This is a genomic window from Intestinimonas massiliensis (ex Afouda et al. 2020), from assembly GCF_900626285.1.
Taxonomy (GTDB): domain Bacteria; phylum Bacillota; class Clostridia; order Oscillospirales; family Oscillospiraceae; genus Flavonifractor; species Flavonifractor massiliensis_A.
In genome coordinates this window covers 202494-224855 of record NZ_LR131147.1, presented here as the reverse complement: position 1 = coordinate 224855, position 22362 = coordinate 202494, and the positions used below count along the sequence as shown (strand labels likewise).

Here is a 22362-nt window from a genome sequence, read left to right as displayed (position 1 = left end):
AATCATAGTAACCGCGTTACATAGGCCGCTGGCCGTGTGACGCAGGTAACTATTTTCCGGCGGAGTGTGAGCTTTTGTGGATAACAGCGTAAAACGCGGAGACATTTTCTATGCCGATCTGAGCCCTGTGGTGGGCAGTGAGCAGGGGGGCGTGCGTCCGGTGCTGATCGTGCAGAACGATACCGGCAACCGGCACAGTCCCACGGTAATTGCCGCTGCCATCACGTCCCAGACCGGCAAGGCCCGACTGCCCACCCATATTGAGATCTCAGCCAACACCTACGGGCTGCCCAAGGAGTCGGTAGTACTGCTGGAACAGATCCGGACGCTGGACAAACGGCGGCTGAGAGAGCATATGGGCCGGCTGGACGAAGCGCAGATGCAGCGGGTGGACAACGCCATTGCGGTCAGCTTCGGACTGCACACGGACACGTTGGTGTAAATCAGGTGGGGCCGTCGGGACGGCGGCCCCACGTTTAGAACTGGAGGTACATATGAAGAAAAAAGGATGGCCCGTCCGCCTGATCTCCGGCGGCCTCGTGACCCTGGCCCTGATCGGTGTGGCGGTGGCCGCCGGCCAGCAGGGCAGCCAGTCCGACCCCCTCATCACCCTGAGCTATCTGGAGCAGCAGGTGACCCCGTCTATCCTGTCTCAGGTGGACAGCAAGGTAGCCGCCAGGCAGACCGAGCTGGAGCAGAAGCTGGAAGCGGTGACGCAGGACTACGTAAAAGAGGTGGAGAGCAAGCTGTCTTCCTCCGGCGGGACGAGCTCTGGCAGCCAGTCCGGCAGCGCCGCCTATGAGGTGGTCACCCTGAAGGCGGGCCAGACCCTGACCGGCGGTGCGGCCTGCGAGTTCCTGCTCCGCAGCGGTACTGCCACTTGCGTGTCCGATTCCTCTCCCGGCCTGGTGGACATGACTGACGGTTCTACGCTGGCCAACGGCGGGGCACTGGAAGCCAACCATCTCTACCTGGGCACCATCGAGGGCCGGGGGGTGAAGGCATCCACCGCAGTGACCATCATGGTGCGGGGAAGCTATACCATTAAATAATAATCGGGAGGGCGCACGACAGCCGTGCGCCCTCTTTGTGTATTTCCGGCCGCCCTGTCCGCATAACATGAAAGGAAGGGGAGAGGGGGCGGCGGCATGGAGCGGCGATTTTCACTGATGGAAGGCCGGGGATGGCTGACTGTCCGGGATGTCCAGGGACGAGCGGAATGTAAAGGTGAATTACCTGACAATAAGAGAGGCCTCTACAAGGGCTGGCTCACCGGTGCGGGAGGGCGGACGCTCCTGGGTACCTTTGTGCCGGAGGGCGGTGTGCTGCGGCTGTCCAGAACGGTCAGTGTGGCCGAACTGGAGCGGCAGGGCGCCTGGCCGCCCACCGGCGGGGAGGCAGTGCTGGCCTACACCTTCCAGAAAGAACAGCGGGAACGGCCTGTGCCTTCGGGCTGGACCCGGGTGCCGGATCCAGCCCGCCTGATGGGAGAACCCCTGCTGGCCCGGGCACTTGGGAATGCAAAAGCCTTGCTGCGTAAGGATAGTCAAGGATTTCTGCTTGCCATTTATTATCGGACAGACCGACCGTTTCCACTGACGCCGCTGTTCTGCTTTGCTCAGATCGTAGAGCTGGACGGAGCCTCTTACGCTGTCTTTCCCTTCCGGCCCGGCGGCTGTCCCCGTCTGGAATAGTTGTTTTTTGGCGATGTTTGCGGTATACTTACAAGATATGAAGTACGAAAGATACGAGGAATTGCTATGACCGACTATTTTCACCTGAATGCTCAGCCCGACACCATCCGGGGCATCAGCAGCCTGGGACTGGCCCATCTGGGGGACGGCGTGTTCGAACTGATGGTACGCTCCTGGCTGTGCCTCCACGGCAAGGCCACCTCCAAGGGGCTCCACCGGGCTACCGTGCGCTATGTGGCCGCTCCCGCCCAGGCCAAGGCGGTGGAGAAGATCCTCCCCCTGCTGGACGAGGCGGAGAGAGACGTGTTCCGCCGGGGCCGCAATGTCAGCCCCCACAGCGTGCCCCAGAATGCCACCCGGGCGGACTACCAGGCCGCCACCGGCCTGGAGGCCCTGTTCGGCTGGCTGTGGCTCCAGGGCCGCACAGAGCGGCTCAATGAGCTGTTTGCCGTAATGATGGAGGAGGAAGAAGCATGCCGTTAGATGCCCTGTGTCTCACCGCCGTGGCGGAGGAACTCCGCCCCACGGTGGAGGGAGCCAAGATCGACAAGATCTACCAGCCCACCCGGGACGAGGTGGTGCTTTTTCTCCGTGGGCAGGGAGAAAACGTGCGCCTGCTCCTATCCGCCAATCCCGGCCATCCCAGGGCCCATCTCACTACCCTGACCAGAGAGAATCCGGACAAGCCCCCCATGTTCTGTATGCTGCTGCGCAAGCATCTGCTGGGGGGCCGTATCCTGGAGCTGAATCAGCCCCCCCTGGAACGCATTCTGGACTTTAAGCTGGAGACCATCGACGAGCTGGGGGACCGGGTGGAGCGCCGCCTGGTGCTGGAGGCCATGGGCCGCAGCGCCAACCTGATCCTGCTGGACGGGGAGGGGCGCATCATCGACTGCATCCGCCGCATCGACGGGGACCTCTCCAAAGGCCAGCGGCAGGTGCTGCCTGGCCTGTTTTACCGCCAGCCGCCAACACCTGACAAGTTAAATCCATTTATACTAAATGAGGACGAGCTGAGGGTCGCTCTGGAGAATCCCACCCAGAAGGAACCGGAAAAGCTGCTGATGGATACCTTCACCGGCCTTTCACCTCTGATTGCCCGAGAGCTCGCCTTCCGGGCCGGTGGAGCGGAGGGCTTGTATGATGCCCTGGTCAAGCTGCGCAAAGATGTAAGTGAGAATAACTTTACACCATATCTGCTGGTGCGGGATGGCAAGGCGGCAGACTTTTCTTTCCTGCCCATCCTCCAGTATGGCCCGGAGACCGAGAGCATCCGCCAGGAGAGCTTTTCCGCTCTGCTGGACGGCTTCTATGAGCGGCGGGAGGCGGCGGAGCGGGTCAAACAGCGGGGACAGGATCTGGTGAAGGCGGTGACCAACGCCCGGGACCGGACGGCCCGCAAACTGGCCAACCAGGAGAAGGAACTGGCCGCAACCCTGGACCGGGAGGCCCTGAGGGAGCAGGGGGACATCATCACCTCCAACCTCCATGTGATGGAGAAGGGTATGACGGTGCTGAAGGCCATGAACTTCTATGATCCGGAGTGCCGGGAGGTGGAGATCAGGCTGGACCCCCTCCTCACTCCCCAGCAGAATGCCGCCAAATATTATAAGGAATATAACAAGGCCAAGACCGCCGAAAAGATGCTCACCATCCAGATCGAAAAGGGTGAAAAGGAGCTGGAGTATCTGAACAGCGTGCTGGAGAATCTGGAGCTGGCGGAGGGAGAGCGGGATCTGGGGGAGATCCGGCAGGAGCTTACCGACACCGGCTACCTCCGCCGGGCCAAGACCGCCGCCAAGCGGGAGAAGCGTGTGGCGGGCAAGCCCATGGAGTTCCGGTCCACTGCCGGCCTGCGGATTTCGGTGGGCAAGAACAACAGCCAGAACGACCAGCTCACCACCAAGATGGCTTACAAGAGCGACATCTGGCTCCACACCCAGAAGATCCACGGCTCCCACGTGATCCTGTGGCTGGAGGGTGGAGAGGCGGACGCCCAGAGCCTCACCGAGGCGACGGTGCTGGCCGCCACCTTCTCCCAGGCCAGGGAGAGCACCCGGGTGCCGGTGGATTATACGCCGGTAAAGTACGTGAAAAAGCCCGCCGGGGCCCGGCCGGGCATGGTGGTGTATACTACCTACCAGACCGCCGTGGTGGACCCGGACCCCGAGCTGGCCAAGCGGCTGCGGGTCAAGTAGGAGCCCTTTCAGGAGGAAAAGAAGATGGAGACCTATCATATTTTAGTGGTAGAGGACGACCCCGACATCAATAAACTGCTGTGCCGGGTGCTGACCGGGGCGGGCTACGACTGCCGCCCGGCTTATTCCGGCAGCGAGGCGGCCCTGTGGGCGGGGCAGTATGACTACGACCTGATCCTGCTGGACCTGATGCTCCCCGGCCTGACGGGGGAGGAGTTCGTCACCCAGCTGCGCCAGCGCAAGACCATGCCCATCATCGTCCTCTCCGCCAAGGCGGGTCTGGAGGACCGGGTGAACGTGCTCAAGCTGGGGGCGGACGACTTCATCCCCAAGCCCTTTGACAATGCCGAGGTGCTGGCCCGGGTGGAGGCCCAGCTGCGCCGCTACCGCAAGTTCTCCGGCACGGCGGGGGGCAGTGTGCTTACCCACGGGGACCTGGTGCTGGACAAGGAGAGCGTGACGGTGACGGCGGCGGGCAAGCCGGTGGCGGTCACCGCCCGGGAGTTCCATATCCTGACCCTGCTGATGGAACACCCCAAGAAGGTGTTCACCCGGGAGCAGCTCTACCAGCAGGTGTGGGACGGCGCCTACATGGGGGACGACAACACGGTGAACGTCCATATTTCCAACCTGCGCTCCAAGCTGGCCAAGGCCAGCCCCACGGAATATATCAAAACGGTGTGGGGCATCGGTTTCAAGATGTGTGATTAAGACTTTCTTCACCTTTGCTTAAAGGCTGATTATTGACTTGCCGCTATACTGGCATCACAATCCAAGAGAAAGGCTGATGCCGTATGACACAAGAAGTATTGGTGACCCACGCCCTCACCAAGCGATATGGGAACCGGCCGGTGGTGGATCGGGTGGACCTGAAGGTGGAGAAGGGCCAGATCTACGGCCTGGTGGGCCGCAACGGGGCGGGCAAGACCACCCTGATCCGCATGGTGACAGGGCAGAGCGTCCCCTCCAGCGGGGAACTGAGCCTGTTCGGCGCCGCCGGCGGTCAGGAGCTGTCCGCCATGCGGGCCCGCACCGGGGTGATGGTGGAGACCCCCAGCTTTTACCCCTATCTCACTGCCCGGCAGAACCTGGAGTACTACCGTATCCAGCGGGGCATCCCCGGCAACCGGGTGGTGGACCAGGTGCTGGAGGAAGTGGATCTGGCGGACACAGGGAAAAAGACCTTCAAGAACTTCTCCCTGGGCATGAAGCAGCGGATGGGGCTGGCCCTGGCGCTGATGAACCGGCCGGACTTCCTGCTGCTGGACGAGCCCATCAACGGCCTGGATCCGGAGGGCATTGTGGAGTTCCGCAACCTGCTGCTCCGGCTGAATCAGGAGCAGCAGACCACCATCCTGATCTCCAGCCACATCCTGCCCGAGCTGGCCAACCTGGCCACCTGCTACGGCTTCATTGACAACGGGGTGATGCTGGAGCAGATCTCCGCCCAGGCTCTGCAGGAGAAGTGCCGGGCCTGCATCGAGGTGCAGGTGGACGACGCCTCCCAGGCCGCCCTGATTTTGGAGAAGGCGCTGGGCGTGAGGGACTATGAGGTGCTGCCCGGCAACATCATCCGGCTGTATTGCTGCCTGGACCGGCCCCAGGAGGTGGCCCGGGTGCTGGTGGAGGGCGGCGCGGCCCTGCTGGCCATCGAGAGCCGGGGGGCCAACCTGGAGGATTACTTCCTGTCCATGATCGGGGGTGTCCGCCATGCGTAACTATCTGGCTGCCGAGTGCTACAAGGTCTTTCAGAGAAAGTATTTCTACCTCACGCTGCTGGTGGTGCTGGCCCTGGAAGGGGTGCTGCTGTGGGGCTGCTGGCTCACCAGCTCCTGGGGCAACGAGGGCATGAACTTCTATTCCGCAGCCACACTGGTGGCCGTCATGCTGAGCATCGGTGTATACGCCACCATTATTACCTGCGATATGGTCTTCTCCGAGCAATACAAGCAGAACACCCTGAAAAACGAGGTGGCCTACGGCCTGCCCCGGGTGCGGATCTACCTGGGTAAGCTGGCGGTATCCACGCTGGTGTCCATCCTGGCGGCGGCGGTAATGGTGGTGCTCTATGTGGCCGGCTGCTGGGTGCTGCTGTCCCACAACGAGCAGGATGCGGCGGCTCTGGCCCTCATCGGCTACAGCCTGCTGGGCGCGTTCCCCCTGTGGCTGGGTGCCCAGGGGATCACCATGGCCTGCTATTTCCTGGTGCGCAATACCACGCAGGCCGCCTTTATCAGCGTGGGGCTGCTGGGTGTTGTGCCCGTCATCCTCCAGGCCCTTGGCCTGCTGGTTCATCCGGCGTTTGAGGTGGTGCGTCAGTTCATGCCCACGGTGATGCTGGATAAGCTGCCCAACGTGGCCTTTCAGATGGACTATGTGGGCCTGTGCTGGCTGGTTGGCATCATCCTGCTGGTCCTGTCCACCGCGGTGGGGCTGGCGGTATTTCAGAAAAAAGAGATCCGCTGAGCGGATCGGACTGCCGGGAGGGGAGCGGTCGTGCTCAACTACATCAAGGCTGAGCTGTGGAAGGCCCTGCACCACCGGATCGCCTGGGGCATGACCATCTTCCTGGTCCTGTGTACCGGCCTGTTCGGATTTCTGATGAACAGCGCTACCTATGCGGAGCTGGTGGCCGGGGTCAGCGTGACCATGCTGACGGGAATGCTGGTAGTGCCTCTGCTGGTCCAGGTGGTAGACGGCAGCAGGGGAGAGACCCTGAAAAATGAGATCTCCTTCGGCCTGAGCCGTGGGAGGATCTATTGCGGCAAGCTACTGGCCGGCCTGGTGCTGGGTCTGGCCCTGTGCGCCCTCCTGCTGGTCGGCCTTCTGGCCATCTGCTTTCCCCTTCTGCCTCACAATGATCCGGTGGGGGAGGGAACAGCCCTGGGGGTGCTGGGCTTCTGTCTGCTGGGAGCCCTGCCGGTGTGGTGCGGGATGTTTGCCCTGTGCCACGCCATGGCGGTAGTATTCCCGGGCACAGCCGTCTGGATGACAGCTTACTACCTGGCCTTTTTCGTGGGCCAGCCCATTCTGGCGGCGCTTTCCACCCTGTTTACCCAGGGTGAGATTTCACCCCTGCTCCAGGCGATCCTGATGCCGTACACCCTGCTGATGCCGCCCTACCTGTCCGGCTGGCTTACCTGGAGATACCAGCTCTGGTGCTGGGGAATCGGCCTGGGCTGGGGCGGGGTGAGCACTGCCGTAGGAGCCCTGTGCTTTTTCCGGCGGGATATTCGATAAATACAAAGGCGCGCCCGAACTCCGGGCGCGCCCTTGGCCTGTTCAAGGGGGCGTAAAAAATGGTGATTCTGTGTATCCTCCTGGCGATAGCCTGTGCTGTTCTGGGGTGGTGGGTGTGGACCCAGCGCCGTGCGCTGCGGAGCGCAGCGGAACAGCTGAAGGAGCTGGAACAGACGGGCAGCTCGGCCCGGGTGCGTCTGGCGGTGCCCAACGGGTCGGCGGAAGCGCTACTCCAGGAGGTCAATCACCTGCTGGAGGCCCGCCGGATGGATCAGGCCGCCTGGCGGGAACAGGAGAAATCCCTCCGCCGTCAGATTTCCAACATCTCCCACGACCTGCGCACCCCCCTTACCTCCATTCTGGGCTATCTCCAGCTGCTGGAGGACCCGAATCTGCCGGAGGAAGAGCGGCGGGAGTACCTGACCATCATTGAAAGCCGTGCCAAGGCCCTCCAGAGCCTGATCACCAGCTTTTACGAACTCTCCCGTCTGGAGGGCGGGGAGTATCCTCTGGAGCAGGAACCGGTCAATCTCCACGCCAGCCTGTCCGGCCTGCTGGCCGCCTTCTATAACGACTTTATGGACAAGGGCTTCGATATGACGGTGGAGCTGGAGGAGGGACTGCCGCCGGTCCTGGCGGATGAGGGGGCGGTGCTCCGGGTATTCACCAACCTGATCCGCAACGCGCTGGACCACGGCTGCGGAAAAATGGAGGTGCGGCTGTTCCTGGAAGGGGAGAATGTGGTCAGCCTGTTCCGCAACGAGACCACCGATCTGACGGAGGACGATGTGCCCCACGTGTTTGACCGGTTTTTTACCTCGGACAAAATGCGGACCGGCCGCAATACCGGCCTGGGCCTGGCCATTGTAAAGGCCCTGGCCGACCGGATGGGCTGCCGGATTACGGCAGCCCTGGAGAATGGCTGCTTTGCCCTGCAGATTTTCTGGAAAAGAGTAAACTGATCGGTATATAATATGGAAAAGGAAACTGGTTGGCATTGACAAGTGGAGCAAGGGGTGGTATTCTAAAAATAATTGTGGCAGTCTAATTAAAATTTAGGCGCTCGCATTTTTTGAGAGGTGGGGACAATGGTAAAAATCGTACGGAAAAAGGCTCTGAACCCCAGCGTGACGCTGATGGAAGTAGCGGCGCCTATGATCGCCAAAAAGGCAAAGGCAGGGCAGTTTATCATCCTGCGGGTGGATGAGCACGGGGAGCGTACCCCTCTGACTATCGCCGACTACGACCGGGAGAAGGGAACGGTCACCATCATCTTCCAGAAGGTGGGCCTGACCACCGAGCTGCTGGGCGACCTGAACGAAGGGGACTATATCAAGGATTTCGTGGGCCCCTTGGGCCTGCCCACCGAGCTGCCGGAGGGCGCCAAGCGGGTGTGTGTGGTAGGCGGCGGCGTAGGCTGCGCCATTGCCTATCCCCAGGCCAAGAGCTGTCACGCCGCCGGCCTGGAGGTGGACGTGATCGCCGGTTTCCGCTCCAAGGACATTGTGATCCTGGAGGACGAGTTCCGCGGCGTCAGCGACCACTGCTATGTGATGACCGATGACGGCACCTATGGAGAGAAGGGCTTTGTCACCGTGAAGCTTCAGGAGCTGATCGACGCCGGCAACCAGTATGATGCGGTCATCGCCATCGGCCCCATTCCCATGATGAAGTTTGTCTCCGCCGTGACCAAGCCCTACGGCATCAAGACCATTGTGTCCCTCAACCCCATCATGATCGATGGCACCGGTATGTGCGGCGGCTGCCGGGTCACCGTGGGCGGAAAGATGAAGTTCGCCTGCGTGGATGGCCCCGACTTTGACGGCCATGAGGTGGATTTCGACGAACTGATGAGCCGCAACGCGGTGTACCGCGGCGAAGAGGCCGAGGAAAAAGAGCGCCATGCCTGCCGGATGGAGCAGCTGGCCCACGAAATGATCCATTGAGGGGGAACAGACGATGCCGAATATGAGTATGACCAAGGTCCCTGTACCGGAGCAGGACCCCAAGGTCCGCAGTCACAATTTTGAGGAGGTCTGCCTGGGCTACACCAAGGAGCAGGCCATGGAGGAGGCCACCCGCTGCCTTCACTGTAAGAACAAGCCCTGCGTGGGCGGCTGTCCGGTGAATATCCATATCCCTGACTTTATCGCCAAGGTGGCAGAGGGCGACTTCAAGGCCGCCTACGAGATCATCTCCGATACCAACGCCCTGCCCAGTGTCAGCGGCCGTGTCTGTCCCCAGGAGAGCCAGTGTGAGAAGTACTGCGTCCGGGGCATCAAGGGCGAGCCGGTGGCCATCGGCCGCCTGGAGCGGTTTGTGGCCGACTGGTATCGGGAGAACATCAACGAGATGCCCCAGAAGCCCGAGAGCAACGGCATCAAGGTGGCGGTAGTGGGCTCCGGCCCCGCCAGCCTGACCTGCGCCAGCGACCTGGCCAAGCTGGGCTATCAGGTGACCATGTTCGAGGCCTTCCACACCGCCGGCGGCGTGCTGGTGTACGGCATCCCTGAGTTCCGTCTGCCCAAGGCCATCGTGGCCAACGAGGTAGAGAAGCTCACTGCCATGGGTGTGGACCTGGAGACTGACATGGTGGTGGGCAAGACCTACACCATCGACGAGATGTTTGCCGACGGGTATGAGGCGGTGTTCGTGGGCTCCGGCGCCGGCCTGCCCATGTTCATGGGTATCCCCGGTGAGACCCTGGCCGGTGTGTACTCCGCCAACGAGTACCTGACCCGCATCAACCTGATGAAGGCATACCTGAATACTTACGATACCCCCATCAAGAAGATCAAGAAGGCCGCCATTGTGGGCGGCGGCAACGTGGCCATGGATGCCGCCCGCTGCGCCATGCGTATGGGCGCAGAGCACGTGTATGTGGTGTACCGCCGCAGCGAGGCGGAGATGCCCGCCCGTGTGGAGGAGATCCACCACGCCAAGGAGGAGGGCATTGAGTTCCTGTTTCTGAACAATCCCACCAAGATCCTGGGGGATGACAAGGGCCGCGTCCGGGGCATGGAGTGCATCAAGATGGAGCTGGGCGAGTCTGATGCCAGCGGTCGCCGCCGTCCCATCGAAGTGCCCGGCAGCGAGTTCGAGCTGGAAGTGGACGCCGTCATCATGAGTCTGGGTACCAGCCCCAACCCGCTGATCCGTTCCACTACCCCCGGTCTGGACACCAACAAGAAGGGCTGTCTGGTGGCTGACGAGGAGACCATGGCCACCACCCGGGAGGGTGTATACGCAGGCGGCGATGCCGTTACTGGCGCCGCTACCGTGATTCTAGCCATGGGTGCCGGCAAGAAGGCCGCTGCTGCCATGGACAAGTATCTGAAGGAGAAGCATGGAAAGTAAGCTCTCGAAAGAAATTTAAAAAAGCATAAAAAAGAGATTGACAAATACAGCTGTGCCTAGTATAATAACCTTCGTCGGTCACGAGATGAGCCGATCTGGGGGTATAGCTCAGCTGGGAGAGCGCTTGAATGGCATTCAAGAGGTCAGCGGTTCGATCCCGCTTATCTCCACCAGAAAAAGCCTTGAAACCAAATGGTTTCAAGGCTTTTTTTTGCGCCTTGAAACAGACCGCCCGTGCCGCGGTTCTAACACATTTCTAACACCCTAACCCTTCAACACTCCGCCGAGCCTGGCGGCCATATCCTGCTTGCGCCTTACGTCCAGATGGCCGTAGATATTTGCGGTCATCTTGATATCGGCGTGGCCCATCCATTCCTGCACATCCTTCAGGTGAAAGCCGGCGTTGAGCAGCAGACTGGCGCAGGAGTGGCGCAGCTCATGGAAACGAATGGGAGGGAGGCCATGCTTCCTGAGCAGGGAAGAAAAGCGATCCGTCACATAGTCCGGGGAGAAGGGATGCCCGTCCGGCCATTTAAAGACGGAATCGTTTTCCTGGTACTGCCGCCCGAACAGGCGGCGGTTTTTGTTTGCCGCCTCCTGTTCGCGGCGGAAGATGGTCTCCGCCTCCGGGATCAGCGGAAAGGAGCGGTAGCTGCTGGCGTTTTTGGTTTTGTCCTTCTCCACTGCTTTGGTCACTTTAGAGACCGTATGCCGGATTGTCAGCGTTTTCCGCTCAAAATCGATACTATCCCATTTCAATCCCAAAAGTTCACTGCGGCGTAGGCCGTAAAGAGCCGCGATTTTCACCAGGGGATAAAGCGGTTCGTCCCGGATGGCGTCAAAAAGGGCTTGCAGCTGCTGGGCGGTGTAAAAATGCGCCTCATGCCGCTGGACCCTGGGAAGGCTCAGAAAGCGGCAGGGATTGGCTGGCAGCAGGCCGCTTTTCACACCCTCGTCCAGCGTCTGGCTGAGGATGTTTTTGTGAAGGATCAGGGAGCGGGGAGAAAGGCCGCCTTTGCCGTCCACGCGTCCGTTGGCGGCCTTCTCGTCCATATACCCTTGCAGGACTTCCGCGTTCAGATCGTGCAGAGAAAACTTGTGTTCGTCAAACCAGGGCAGAATATGGCGCTTGGCAAGCACTTCATAACCCTGGAAGGTCACCGGGTCCACCTTGTGCCGGACAGTGGACAGCCAGCGGCGTACATAATCCGAAAACAGGATATTGGAAGATGTACGGCCGGTTTCCGCCTCAAGCAGGCGGATCTTCTCCCGAAGCAGCTGCTCCGCCCTACGCTTGTTGCCGCGTACGGGCAGACCGGTGGAGAACCATCGCTGCTTCCGTTTGCCGTTCTCGTAGGTGTTCAGTACCATGTAGTATATGCCGTTTTTTTCTTGCAGACTGCCTGTCATGTTGAACTCCTTTCCTGACAGTGTAGATTTGTCTGCCGTTACAGATGAGATACCATATACCGGGCCGAGGTCACATAGTCGATCAGACAGACCTTGGGCACCAGTATTTTTCGCCCGACCCGGCAGGTGCCGAGGGCCCTGGCGTGAATCAGACGGTAGACCGATGCCTCGCAGATGCCCAGAGCATGGGCGGCCTGCCGGACGGTCATCACGTCTGGATAGTCACGGAACATCGCAGCACCCCCTTAAAACGGCGCATCGCTGCTGTCAGGGGGGAGCAGCTCGTAGTGCTCATGGAAACGCCGCAGAAAGGCCGCCCAGGTGGCGGGTTCTTCCGCTTGGACATCGGGATACTGCGCCTCAAGGGGAATATTGCTTACCACATACACCTTCGTATAGCAGGCGGTTTTGTCGGCGTATCGGCAAGGCAATAGCAGCGGATAGCCGTCCAGATAGGATAGCATATCACTAATTGACAGACTGGAACGAAACTCGTCAAAAAGCATTACATCTTCCCCTGCGTAGCTGTCGAAGGGATGATTATAGTTGGTTACCCGATAGACATTTTCGTAGCCGTGGCGCTCCATAATGCCGCGGGTTTTGCCTATTCCGGTCTGTCCCCAGAGATAAACCACGTGGAGCTGCCGAAATATCTTGCGGAATTCTTCGCTTCGAATTGCTTGCCGTGCCTCGGCGATTTGCCGCAGGCTGCGGTAGGCGGAAGGAAAGACCTCCAAGATAGAGGCGTCAGAAGAGCCGGCATGAATCATGGCGAGGATGCCATCGCTGTCGCGCATTCGTTTCTGCGGTTCCGGGGGCAGCGGCCCGGATTCCTCGAAGGTATCCGGTAAATTGGTACCATGCTTGGGGTCATTGGCCCATTTGCCTTCCTTGCGCACATAGTCCCGGTTTTCCTGGTTGCTGCCTTTGCACTGCTCGATGTGAGCGCCATAAAACCGGCGCTGAATGGTGGAGAACATGACCGGATTTTGAAAGACCAGATAGACATGGGTGTGCAGGGTCCCTTCCACGCCAATCTCGTCGCACAGGCACCAATACAGGCAGCCGGTAAGGCTGTCTATGGCCGCACGCAGAACCAGATGAGTAAGTCCATGCTCCTGGGGGTTGTTGATGGTAAGTTGATACTTGCGGCTTGCAGATTCTCTAGGCATAATAACTCCTTTCTTTGTTGAATCATCTCCTTTCCATTCTTCATCATTGGCACGGGATTTTTTAAGAATATGACCGTACCGTTCTTTTTCATATTCACGGATGATTCACAGGCGGATAGGTACACAAATTACATCGTTGCACAGGGGTAATACTGCCCCTGTGCAGAGACTAGCTACCGGACTTTTCGAGCTTCTTTGCAAAGGCCTCCTTGCTGAAAGCAAGTCCGTCGTTGGAAAGCTGCATGAGTGTGTCAAGCGAGGTCTCCCGCAGCAGGTTCATCAGTACTTCCGACTGGTCTTGGCTGTTTAGTTGCTGGGTGATGAGCTGCAAGCAGGCGGTGGCATCGTTGACGATGCCATTTTTCTCCTTGAATTGCTGAAGCCGCTCATAAAGTGGGTCTGGAACAGTCAGGTTGATGCGCTTTTTGTCCGATGGCATAAATACCACCTCCTGGGAACAATATAGAATGGAACGCTCAGAAAGTCAAGGAGTACTTTTACGTTACTCCGATGCTGGGGGCTGCGCCCCCTTTGCTACCCGTGCGCAGTCGTTGCTTGCTGCGTGCCCCTGCATGCCGCGGCCCCTGGAACACGCATTAAAGCGTATTCCAGGGGCCGTGGCTGTGGTTTTCTGTAACGGCAGCTTCTAACACATTTCTAACACTTTTGCGCACTTTGTGCAGGTATCGGTACCGCCTGCGGCATCCGTATCTTTCCTGCAAGGACTGAAAAACGGGCCGCAAAGCATTGAAAACGCAGGGGATTTTATGGCACCAAAGAACAGAACATGATACAGAACGGGACGAGCCTGGAGGCAATGGCATTCAAGGGGTCAGCGGTTCGATCCCGCTTATCTCCACCAAAAAGCCTTGAAACCAAACGGTTTCAAGGCTTTTTTATATTGATGGCACCCGAGACGCCCGGTTGTGCAAGGGACAAATCCTATGTAGCCGGATACCGAAAAAGTGGTACCCGGCGGTGCCGTTACGGGTTCAGCACCGTATTGCAGCACTCAAAGTCGTTGTCGATATAGTTTGCGATAAAGCGGGCCTTGAACTTTCGGTCATTGCAGATGGAACTCGTTGAGCCGGAAACGTCCAGACTTTCAGGAAGGACAAACTTGATGCACCGGACCGTTACATCCCGGCAGGTGCCCCTTGTGTGGGTGGGAATCAATATGGTTTTCATACCACGCTTATATTCAAGACCCTGGGCATCCACTTCAGTCAGGATGGCGGCCAAAGCAACCCGCCTGTTGGGACAGACGTTTTGCAGGGTAACGGTTAACTGGACGATGCGGCCGAGGGACTCCATCCCAATCGCACCGGCATCAAATTCCAGCGTATCTTTACAGCCGGCAACGGTGAGGTCAATGGGTTCCGGGCAGCTCTCTGGAAAGATGATGTTATCGCAGGTTACCTCCAGCTCAGGGGAGGGGAAGATCACCACGTTGCCCTCCGTGTCACTGTAGGAGATAGACTCATTTGCCTTGATGAGTCCGGAACAGGGCCCAATGTGCTCAACAGTAAACTCCAGCGCCGCCCCTTCACTTTGCGACACACCCAGTTCGTCAATTTGCCACCGTACCGTGTTGGCGTCCAGCAGACTGGCCGTGCCCTTTGAGGGTGTGGCAACAGAAGTGATCCGGAAACAGGGGGACACCTTATCGACGACCGAAACATTGGTTGCTCCGGGTTTTGCAATGTTTCTGGCCAAATCTTTAAAAAGCTGCTCCAATTCTGCGTTATCCGGCGTGATTGCCACATAGGCAGACGAGGGCTTGGAGGCCCAGTCTTCCAGAGCGGAAGCATCCACACCACTGCTGCCGGACAGCCCGATGGCATAAATGACCACGCCCGCCGCCCTGGCTGCGGCCGCTATGGGGCTGGGGTCCGGGCCTGCGGTAGTCTGGCCATCGGTAAACATCACCATCACACGGGCGTTTGCCGAGGGGGCTGCCAGCAGCTCGGATGCTTTGGTAAACGCGTCCGCGTGGTTGGTATTGCCGCCGGCGGACAGGGCGTCTACCGCAGACTTTAAATCGGCCGCTGAGGTGATCAGCTGCGTATCTGCCGTTGCCGTCTCTGCGAAGCTGACAATGGCGATGCGGCTTCCCGATCCGATTTGCCCGTCCTGTGTGCCGTCCGTTGCCTCATCGATAATGTCGATAAAGGCCTTGGCTCCGTTTTTCATATTCGCCAGCGCACTTCCCGCCATGCTCCCAGAGCGGTCGAGAATGAGTACAATATCAGTGGGGTTTGACACGATATCGGGCGCTGCCGTTAAAGAAAGTTTTACCTGAAAAGAACCGCCGCAGTCAATGCGCGTTTCACTCAGGGTTTTATTGGAATTGGTGATTCCCATAAGGTCATTCCTCTCTGAGCCTCGTTATTTAATAGGGGCTCAGGTCATGCTATGTCGAAGGAAGGCAGAAGGACACACCGGCATTTCCTTTGGATGCACCCCACCCTGTTCCGGCAGACTGTGTACACCGGAGCTGAAACGACGCTGCCGTGAATGCTTGCCGGAGGTTTGGACAGAATATAAAAAGGAGTAGGGGTGATCGTATGAGCTTTCTGGTTCTTTGCCTCACCGCGCTGGGCTCGTTTGGCGCGCTGTTTTTGGTGGCTAAATTTATTGGACACAAACAAATTGCCCAGCTGGATTTTTTCGACTATATTACTGGGATAACGATTGGCTCCATTGCGGCTGAAATGGCTACAGAGCTGGAGGAGCCATGGAAACCGCTCACGGCTATGCTGATCTATGGAGGTGTTACCGTGCTGCTGAGCGTTGTCTCCAATCGGATTCCCAGATCGCGTAAATATCTTAATGGTACGCCTACAATTCTCATGGATCACGGAAAGCTATACCGTGAAAATCTGAAAAAGGCCAAGCTGGATTTAAGCGAGTTTATGGTCATGTGCAGGCAGCAGGGATACTTTGATTTGTCAAATATCCAAACAGCTGTTTTTGAGTACAACGGAAAACTTACCATTCTCCCCGTCAGCAGCCAGCGTCCTGCCACGCCCAATGATATGAATCTGGAGCCGGAACAGGAACTGCTGTTCACGGAGCTGATTATGGACGGCCGAATTTTGGAGGACAACCTCAAGCGTATGGGACTGGATTTGACCTGGCTGGACAAGCAGCTGGAACAGCGCCGCGTCCACTCCGCAAAAGACGTCTTTTTAGCGGTCTGTGACCGGAATCTAAAATTTATTCTCTACGAAAAGAATACCGGCAAAAAGTGACGCGGCAGATGGCATACACGCCCTGACCATGTGGTCATACAATGGGTATGGAGGTGGTTCTGTTGTGAATTCATGCGAATTGACGGCTTCCATCACTGCTGTTGCCAATGCGCTTGCCTGTAAACTAACGGAAGATGAATTGAATTTGCTTGGAGTGACCCTGACGCAGCTGGGGGATACTTTGCTCACCATTGCAACGCAAAGGAGCATTTGCGGCCGCAATAACAAGCAAACAGCCGGATAAAAAGTATGGTTTCCCGCCTGCCTTTATTAAATAAAAAGCCTTGAAACCAAAAGGATTTCAAGGCTTTTTACATTTATTCCTCTGTCAGGAGCAGCCCGTTTGGGCCGATGTCAACGGAGCCGTCTTTCAACGAGATAAAGGGGGAGAATTCCGCTTCCTCCTCGCCATAGGTCAAATGAATGACGGCGTCTGCAAAGATATCGCTGGCATTGCACTGGATAATAAACGGCTGGCAGTTGGGATCCTCAAAAATCAGCACAGACCCCAAGGTCTCAATATCTCCCTGAGAGAGGGAGAGGGACATGCCATCATACCGGGGGATCACCAGATAGTAGTCTCCGTCGGAAAGATAGTGGATGGGCAGCGCGTCGCTGTCCAGGTAATGCTCCGTATAGTAATCCAGATTTTCGATCTGCTGATAGCCCAGGTGAGCGACGGCATAGAGCTGTCCCTCCGAAAAGGGAATGGTGTCCCGCTTGGTGGCCTCCGGCGGGGCGGTGCACCCGGCCAGCAGCAGGGTGCAGGGGAGCAGCACACTCAAAATGGCAAGTACCCGTTTCATCGGTTGTTCCCACCTTTCCTGAATATCCGGTTTGATGGCGCTGGAACTTAATTTCATAATATACGATCTCTCCGGTTAGTGCAAGTTGTGCTTGTAATGTAGCGACCGACATGTTAAAATAAAAACAAATCTGTAGATTTGTTTTTATGAAGGGGAGAGGTGAGATGCCGAAGGTCGCTTATTCAGAGAAAGAGCGGGAGCAGATCCGAAAATCCCTGGTTACCACAGCGCTTGAACTGATGGCCCGGCAGGGGATCCAGCACACAACGGTGGAGCAGATCTATAAGGCGGTGGGCATCTCACGCACGTTCTTTTACTCCTTCTTCCCCACGAAGGAGGATCTGATCGTGGAGACGCTGTATCTCCAGCAGCCCAAAATCCTGGCGTATGCGCAAAAGCTGATGGCTGATCCTGCCCTGAGCTGGCGGGAGGCGGTGCGTCAATTCCTCCATACCTGCTGCTATGGCGAGCGAAACGGGATTGCCGTTCTGACCATCGAGGAGCAGCAGCTGATCTTCCGGCGCTTGTCGGAGGAGAGCTACCAGCTTTTCCGGGAAAAGCAGTCCCGCCTTTTCGGCGACATTCTGGAGTGCTTTGGGATCAGAGCCGATCAGAACAGAATCAACCTGTTTACGAATCTAAGCCTGACCGTTATGATCGTCCGCCGTGCGATTCCGCAGACGCTGCCGCTGTTTGTACCCGAAGCGGCGGATGAGACGGTGGCCGTTCAGATCAGTACCATCGTGGATTATCTGGAGACACTGAAAGGAACAATGTAAATCCGTCTGAATCTGTCTGTATTCCGGCGGATTTCATTTTCTGCAAAATAAAAACAAAAACAGAAAAAGATCTTTATTTAAGGAGGAGCAGACCATGGGATTTTTCGGGAAATTGTTTAAGGGGCCTGAGGTGGATATGGAAAAGAGCAACGCAAACGCGAAAAAGATGCGGGCGCTGTTCAATCAGGTGGTGGAGAATGGTGACGACTACCAGCTGATTTTCGGCTACACCGAGGACGTGAGCCGCTTCAACTATGGGTTTGTCCACGGCAGCAAGACGAAGATCGGCAACCTTATCGTGGGGTGGAATGAGGACAGTCAGACCATCGTGGTGGTCCCCACCGTTCCAGACCTCTCTGGCTGCGGCGACCCCACATATTACCGCCGGTCCGAGATCCTGAAGGCCTATCGAAACAAGTATCCCACCGACGCCTTTGTGATCTACCCTGACAGGAAAGGCTATATTGCCATTAACGCTTATGACTGGCTGGAGGATGAATCCCTGTACGTATATGTCTCCCAGGAGGAACCTCTGGCGGCCTTTACTGACTTCTTTATGAAGCGTTTTGCCACAAAGTGAGGGGAGTATGTACTTAAAAGAGATCGGTGCATGTCTGCTGATCCTTGTGGCGGCAGTAGCGGCAGGCAATCTGTGGTTCCACTTTGTGGATGGCATATTGGAGCGGGTCAAGCACTTGTTTACCAGACACAAGGCACCACCCGCATGGCATCCGCTTCCGCCGGAACAGGAGGACGAGGGCGATGTTTGACATAGATGAAATCATGAAGCGGGCCCAGATGGCCAAGGAGCGGGCTTCAGAGAGCCTGAAGGAGCTCAAGGAAGAGAGCGAACAGCTGGCGGAGCGGCTGACGGCAGAAGAGGAAGCAGAGTGCGGTGCCGCGGACCGGGAGGCGGAACAGCTTGCCGCCAATACCCAAAGGCAAGTGGAGATTCTGGGGCAGGTCCTTGGAGCGGGCGACGTGGCACAGATAGGGGCCAATGAAGCGCTGTTGCAGAAGATGGTGGATGAAAAGGTGGCTCAGGCCTCCGCGCTGGGGATGGAAGAGCTGATGAGCCAGATGTACGGCGAAGATATGGGCGTGATCGCCGCGGCCCTGGAAACCCTGGCCATGGAGGACGGGGAGGAGGACGACAACGGCGGGGCCGGCTTTGGGCTGGAGCAGGAAGAGAGCCTGTATATCCTGCTGGAGGAAACCATGGCCCGGCTGGAGGCGCTGCCTGAGCCTGAGCCGGTACCATACGCCAGAGATGGAGCGCAATGGGAGCGGTTTGGTATTCTGCTTTCCGGCATCGTTTCTGTCCTCAACGATCACAGGCTGGACGGAATGGATGTGGAGGAGCATATCCCGGTCATGGAGCAGCAGGTAGTGTCCATCGTGCGCCGCTCCTGGGGCATTGACGGCCGCAGCGATCTGCTGGATATGATCCGCTACCTGGTCCGGGAAGGTTACATCCTGCGCTACCAGGTCTATGCCGAGGCGGCGTCGCCGGATGCACTGCTGGACGAGGATGCCGATGACGAGGACCGGGAATCGGCCGCCCGGGCCTGGCGGTTCGCACAGCGATACAAGGAGCGGTATGCGCCGGGCTTTCTGGCCGGCTGGGATGTGGGCCGGGCAGCCATGCTGACCCGCTGGGGCAGCTATCTGGGGTGGATCACTGAGAGTGAAGCGGTGGGTATCCTCTGGGAGCTGTCCCAAAAGGCGGCAGAGGAGCTCCACAGCTGGCGGGAATTTGCCCAGTCCTACCTGTTTGGCGGCCTGATGTGGAAGCTGCTCTGCGGCGACCCCGCCGCTGCCGGCTATCTGGGCTATCTTGCGGACGCGGCTACCGATCTGCTGACCGGAACGGACAAGCAGAATGGCGGAAAGTGGCGGGAGCACCCCTGGCCCGCCCGGCGCCGGATCGGATTTGTACCATAAAAAAGCCTTCTGTTTTTGCACCTGTCAAAGAAGCAGGCATGAAAACCCCGTTCAGTTCTGAACTGAACGGGGTTTTCATGCCTGTGCGGAACAGGCTCATGGTGAAGCCACGTCAAACTATGCTTGACAACAGGAAGGGTATGCGATAGACTGTGGTTGTCTACAATGTGTAAACAACCGGAGGTGATACTATGAAGGAATATCGTCTGGGGGCGGTAGAGGCCAGATTTGCGGATCTGATCTGGGCCAACGCACCGCTGACCACTGGAGAACTGGTGAAGCTGTGCCAGAAGGAACTGCAGTGGAAGCGGACTACCACCTACACGGTATTGAAGCGGCTGTGTGACCGGGAGATTTTTGAGACCAGTGACAGCGTGGTGACAGCCAGGATTTCCCGGGAGGAGTTCTACGCCTGCCAGAGTGAGGAGTTCGTGACGGAATCCTTCGGCGGCTCCCTGCCCGCCTTTCTGGCGGCCTTTACCGCCCGGAAGGGGCTGTCCAAGGCCGATGTGGAGGAGATCCGCAAGTTGATCGACGCTTACGGGAAGGAGGAGTGAGCATGGACGCTCTGCTTGCAAAGCTCCTGTCCATGGGCTTTTCCGCCGGCTGGCTCATTCTGGCGATGATCCTGCTGCGGCTGGTCCTGTTCCGGGCTCCCAAGTGGGTGCGCTGCGTGCTGTGGGCTCTGGTAGGGGTACGGCTGGCGGTGCCCATTTCCCTGGAAAGCTCCCTGAGCCTGGTCCCCCGGATCCCGACCGCATCTCAGCCCACTTTTTCTGAAAAGCTATATGACTTTACAGCTGATCTGCCGCAAATTACAGGCGGAGACATGGGCAGCCACACGGAGGTGGTGGCCAATTCCACGACAGCGGCAGGGCCGGAACTGATGACTGTGCTGAGCTGGGTCTGGCTGGCCGGTGTCCTCCTGCTGCTGGGATACGCGCTGGTAAGTGTCCTGCGCCTGCGGCGTCGGGTGGCGGAAGCGGTTCCGCTGGAGGGGCGGGTCTGGCAGTGTGACCGGGTTGACACGCCTTTTGTCCTGGGCGTGTTCCGGCCCAGGATCTATCTGCCCTCCGATCTGCCCGCCTCGGCGCTGGGGCCGGTGCTGGCCCATGAACAGGCCCACCTGGCCCGGAAGGATCACTGGTGGAAGCCGCTGGGGTTCTTTCTGCTGGCGGTCTACTGGTTCCATCCTCTGGTGTGGGCAGCCTACTGGCTGTTCTGCCGGGATCTGGAGCTGGCCTGCGATGAGCGGGTGGTCCGCACCCTGGATGGGGAGGGAAAGAGGGCCTATTCCCTGGCCCTGCTGACCTGCAGTGTGGACCGCCGCACCCTGGCCGCCTGTCCACTTGCGTTTGGAGAGGGGAACGTGAAGGGACGGATCAAGGCGGTTCTGAACTACAGAAGACCCACCTTCTGGCTGGTGCTGGCGGCAGCGGCAGTCTGTATTGCGGCGGCGGTGTGCTTCCTCACCGACCCGGCCCGCCATCCCACCCTGGAGTGGGCCCAAAATCTGACGGCGGATCAGGTGGCCTCCGTGGACCTGGTGGTGATGCCCCAGAGCAAGGACAGGCAGTATAAGCAGCTCTCCCCGGAGGAGATCCCGGAGGTAGTGGAACTGCTCAACCAGAGCAGTGGGCGCCTGGTCAAGAACCCAGAGACCCTGAACGGACAGAGCATCATGCTATACCTTACCCTGACAGACGGTTCCAGGCACGAGGTGGTCAACATGGGGAACGTCTATCTGATGATCGACGGGGATTCCTATGACGCGCCTTATGACTGGCTGGTTACCTGGGAAGATGTCTATGGAGCGGGGGATTCTCCGCTGCCGGAGGGCTATTTCGACCGCACACTTACCCTGGAAGACGTGCTGGAACTCTCGCAGAAGGGAGAGGCACTGACCTGGGCGGACCTGACGGACTATGCCTGCACAGAGGTGGGCTCCGGCCTTTATATCTGCGTCTATCCCATCGAAGGCCGGTATTCCTTATGGGTGGGCAGCGGCGGACCGGAGGATGCACTGTTCTACGCAAATCTGACCTGTGAGACGCTTTCGGAGAGCGTGGATATCCGTACCGGGGATGTGGAGGCCTTTCTGCAGGCGTGTGAGGAACGGCTGGATCGGACGGCTGAACTTTTTGCCTCCATCGCCTCCGCTCCCGCCGCCTCTTCCAATCCGGGCGATTATCTGGCGGCTCACCCGGAGGAGCACCAGGCCCTGCTGGACGGCGGGACGGACACCCTGCGCTACATCTTCTCCCGATTTCTGGCGGGGGGACAGACCGGGCTGGAGGGCCACCTGATGCGGCTGGTGCTGGATGAACTGGCTCCGGAGGCACAGCTCAAGCTGGAGGCGGACACCGGACAGGCCTATTTCGACGCCTGGAGAGAGGCGGCGGAGACTGTCCGGGAGGAGCACGGGACGGACTGGATGGAGGCCAACCAGCCCGCCATGTGGATGATGCTGCAAATGAGTCAGGCGGAACCTTAATGGTTCCGCCTGAC

26 protein-coding genes and 1 tRNA gene are annotated in these 22362 nt (G+C 58.6%); 21 read left to right on the top strand and 6 right to left on the bottom strand.

All coding sequences use genetic code 11. The features are described 5' to 3' along the window. The first annotated feature begins 76 nt into the window (after positions 1-76). The 13 genes from E0E41_RS01160 to E0E41_RS01100 all read left to right on the top strand — a co-directional run bounded on the left by E0E41_RS01160 (position 77) and on the right by E0E41_RS01100 (position 10662). The gene (locus E0E41_RS01160) at positions 77-442 is read left to right on the top strand and encodes a type II toxin-antitoxin system PemK/MazF family toxin (RefSeq protein WP_130868396.1); all 366 of its coding nucleotides are present in this window, start codon (positions 77-79) and stop codon (positions 440-442) included. 52 nt (positions 443-494) lie between these two features. Continuing rightward, positions 495-1052 (top strand): hypothetical protein, encoded by a 558-nt coding sequence (locus E0E41_RS01155; RefSeq protein ID WP_130868395.1) that lies wholly within the window; start codon positions 495-497, stop codon positions 1050-1052. Positions 1053-1148: 96 nt separating this feature from the next. Beyond that, positions 1149-1694 carry a hypothetical protein gene (locus E0E41_RS01150; RefSeq protein ID WP_130868394.1) on the top strand — a complete coding sequence of 182 codons (546 nt, stop codon included), beginning with the start codon at positions 1149-1151 and terminating at the stop codon, positions 1692-1694. A gap of 66 nt (positions 1695-1760) precedes the next feature. Next, positions 1761-2177 carry a Mini-ribonuclease 3 gene (locus E0E41_RS01145; protein WP_130868393.1) on the top strand — a complete coding sequence of 139 codons (417 nt, stop codon included), beginning with the start codon at positions 1761-1763 and terminating at the stop codon, positions 2175-2177. Further along, the gene (locus E0E41_RS01140; RefSeq protein ID WP_130868392.1) at positions 2168-3892 is read left to right on the top strand and encodes an Rqc2 family fibronectin-binding protein; all 1725 of its coding nucleotides are present in this window, start codon (positions 2168-2170) and stop codon (positions 3890-3892) included. The genes E0E41_RS01145 and E0E41_RS01140 overlap by 10 nt, the downstream gene beginning before the upstream one ends. A gap of 24 nt (positions 3893-3916) precedes the next feature. Continuing rightward, the gene (locus tag E0E41_RS01135; protein WP_130868391.1) at positions 3917-4603 is read left to right on the top strand and encodes a response regulator transcription factor; all 687 of its coding nucleotides are present in this window, start codon (positions 3917-3919) and stop codon (positions 4601-4603) included. A gap of 83 nt (positions 4604-4686) precedes the next feature. Continuing rightward, positions 4687-5610 (top strand): ABC transporter ATP-binding protein, encoded by a 924-nt coding sequence (locus E0E41_RS01130; protein ID WP_130868390.1) that lies wholly within the window; start codon positions 4687-4689, stop codon positions 5608-5610. Then, positions 5603-6358 carry an ABC transporter permease gene (locus E0E41_RS01125; protein ID WP_130868389.1) on the top strand — a complete coding sequence of 252 codons (756 nt, stop codon included), beginning with the start codon at positions 5603-5605 and terminating at the stop codon, positions 6356-6358. The genes E0E41_RS01130 and E0E41_RS01125 overlap by 8 nt, the downstream gene beginning before the upstream one ends. Positions 6359-6388: 30 nt before the next feature. Continuing rightward, complete coding sequence (locus tag E0E41_RS01120) at positions 6389-7132, top strand: ABC transporter permease subunit (RefSeq protein WP_130868388.1); 744 nt, start codon at positions 6389-6391, stop codon at positions 7130-7132. A 59-nt stretch (positions 7133-7191) separates the two neighbouring features. Continuing rightward, entirely contained in the window at positions 7192-8094 is a 903-nt protein-coding gene (locus E0E41_RS01115) for a sensor histidine kinase (protein ID WP_130868387.1), read from the top strand. Between the two features lie 126 nt (positions 8095-8220). Continuing rightward, on the top strand, positions 8221-9078 hold the full coding sequence (locus E0E41_RS01110) for a sulfide/dihydroorotate dehydrogenase-like FAD/NAD-binding protein (protein ID WP_130868386.1): 858 nt from the start codon (positions 8221-8223) through the stop codon (positions 9076-9078). A gap of 13 nt (positions 9079-9091) precedes the next feature. Next, positions 9092-10489, top strand: a complete 1398-nt coding sequence (gene gltA, locus E0E41_RS01105) for an NADPH-dependent glutamate synthase (RefSeq protein ID WP_130868385.1) — start codon at positions 9092-9094, stop codon at positions 10487-10489. Positions 10490-10586: 97 nt separating this feature from the next. Beyond that, a tRNA-Ala gene (locus E0E41_RS01100) sits at positions 10587-10662 on the top strand. Between the two features lie 91 nt (positions 10663-10753). On the opposite strand, the gene E0E41_RS01095 is transcribed toward E0E41_RS01100, so the two are convergent. The 5 genes from E0E41_RS01095 to E0E41_RS01075 form a co-directional block, all read right to left on the bottom strand. After that, the gene (locus E0E41_RS01095) at positions 10754-11899 is read right to left on the bottom strand and encodes a site-specific integrase (protein WP_130868384.1); all 1146 of its coding nucleotides are present in this window, start codon (positions 11897-11899) and stop codon (positions 10754-10756) included. A gap of 38 nt (positions 11900-11937) precedes the next feature. Beyond that, a complete protein-coding gene (locus tag E0E41_RS01090) occupies positions 11938-12132 on the bottom strand; it encodes a helix-turn-helix domain-containing protein (RefSeq protein WP_130868383.1) in 195 nt (64 codons plus the stop codon). A 12-nt stretch (positions 12133-12144) separates the two neighbouring features. Next, the gene (locus E0E41_RS01085; protein ID WP_130868382.1) at positions 12145-13071 is read right to left on the bottom strand and encodes a replication protein; all 927 of its coding nucleotides are present in this window, start codon (positions 13069-13071) and stop codon (positions 12145-12147) included. Between the two features lie 169 nt (positions 13072-13240). Next, the gene (locus tag E0E41_RS01080; RefSeq protein WP_130868381.1) at positions 13241-13510 is read right to left on the bottom strand and encodes a hypothetical protein; all 270 of its coding nucleotides are present in this window, start codon (positions 13508-13510) and stop codon (positions 13241-13243) included. Between the two features lie 545 nt (positions 13511-14055). Further along, on the bottom strand, positions 14056-15435 hold the full coding sequence (locus E0E41_RS01075) for a vWA domain-containing protein (RefSeq protein ID WP_130868380.1): 1380 nt from the start codon (positions 15433-15435) through the stop codon (positions 14056-14058). A 203-nt stretch (positions 15436-15638) separates the two neighbouring features. Between E0E41_RS01075 and E0E41_RS01070 the strand changes: the two genes are divergently transcribed. Then, entirely contained in the window at positions 15639-16325 is a 687-nt protein-coding gene (locus tag E0E41_RS01070) for a YetF domain-containing protein (RefSeq protein WP_130868379.1), read from the top strand. A gap of 64 nt (positions 16326-16389) precedes the next feature. Then, on the top strand, positions 16390-16569 hold the full coding sequence (locus E0E41_RS01065) for a DUF6774 domain-containing protein (protein WP_130868378.1): 180 nt from the start codon (positions 16390-16392) through the stop codon (positions 16567-16569). Positions 16570-16642: 73 nt separating this feature from the next. Here E0E41_RS01065 and E0E41_RS01060 read toward each other — a convergent pair whose 3' ends face one another. After that, on the bottom strand, positions 16643-17131 hold the full coding sequence (locus E0E41_RS01060; protein ID WP_130868377.1) for a hypothetical protein: 489 nt from the start codon (positions 17129-17131) through the stop codon (positions 16643-16645). Positions 17132-17295: 164 nt separating this feature from the next. Here E0E41_RS01060 and E0E41_RS01055 point away from each other — a divergent pair, with 164 nt between their 5' ends. From E0E41_RS01055 to E0E41_RS01030, 6 genes are all read left to right on the top strand, one after another. Next, a complete protein-coding gene (locus E0E41_RS01055; RefSeq protein WP_130868376.1) occupies positions 17296-17910 on the top strand; it encodes a TetR/AcrR family transcriptional regulator in 615 nt (204 codons plus the stop codon). A 94-nt stretch (positions 17911-18004) separates the two neighbouring features. Beyond that, positions 18005-18490, top strand: a complete 486-nt coding sequence (locus tag E0E41_RS01050) for a hypothetical protein (RefSeq protein ID WP_130868375.1) — start codon at positions 18005-18007, stop codon at positions 18488-18490. 7 nt (positions 18491-18497) lie between these two features. Further along, positions 18498-18680, top strand: a complete 183-nt coding sequence (locus E0E41_RS01045) for a hypothetical protein (RefSeq protein ID WP_130868374.1) — start codon at positions 18498-18500, stop codon at positions 18678-18680. Continuing rightward, positions 18673-19854, top strand: coding sequence for a DUF1266 domain-containing protein (locus E0E41_RS01040; protein ID WP_165450481.1), 1182 nt, complete (start codon positions 18673-18675; stop codon positions 19852-19854). The genes E0E41_RS01045 and E0E41_RS01040 overlap by 8 nt, the downstream gene beginning before the upstream one ends. Positions 19855-20045: 191 nt before the next feature. Next, the gene (locus E0E41_RS01035) at positions 20046-20411 is read left to right on the top strand and encodes a BlaI/MecI/CopY family transcriptional regulator (RefSeq protein ID WP_130868372.1); all 366 of its coding nucleotides are present in this window, start codon (positions 20046-20048) and stop codon (positions 20409-20411) included. A 2-nt stretch (positions 20412-20413) separates the two neighbouring features. Continuing rightward, positions 20414-22348: a M56 family metallopeptidase gene (locus E0E41_RS01030; RefSeq protein WP_130868371.1), complete on the top strand. Its 1935-nt coding sequence runs from the start codon at positions 20414-20416 to the stop codon at positions 22346-22348. Positions 22349-22362 lie beyond the last annotated feature (14 nt).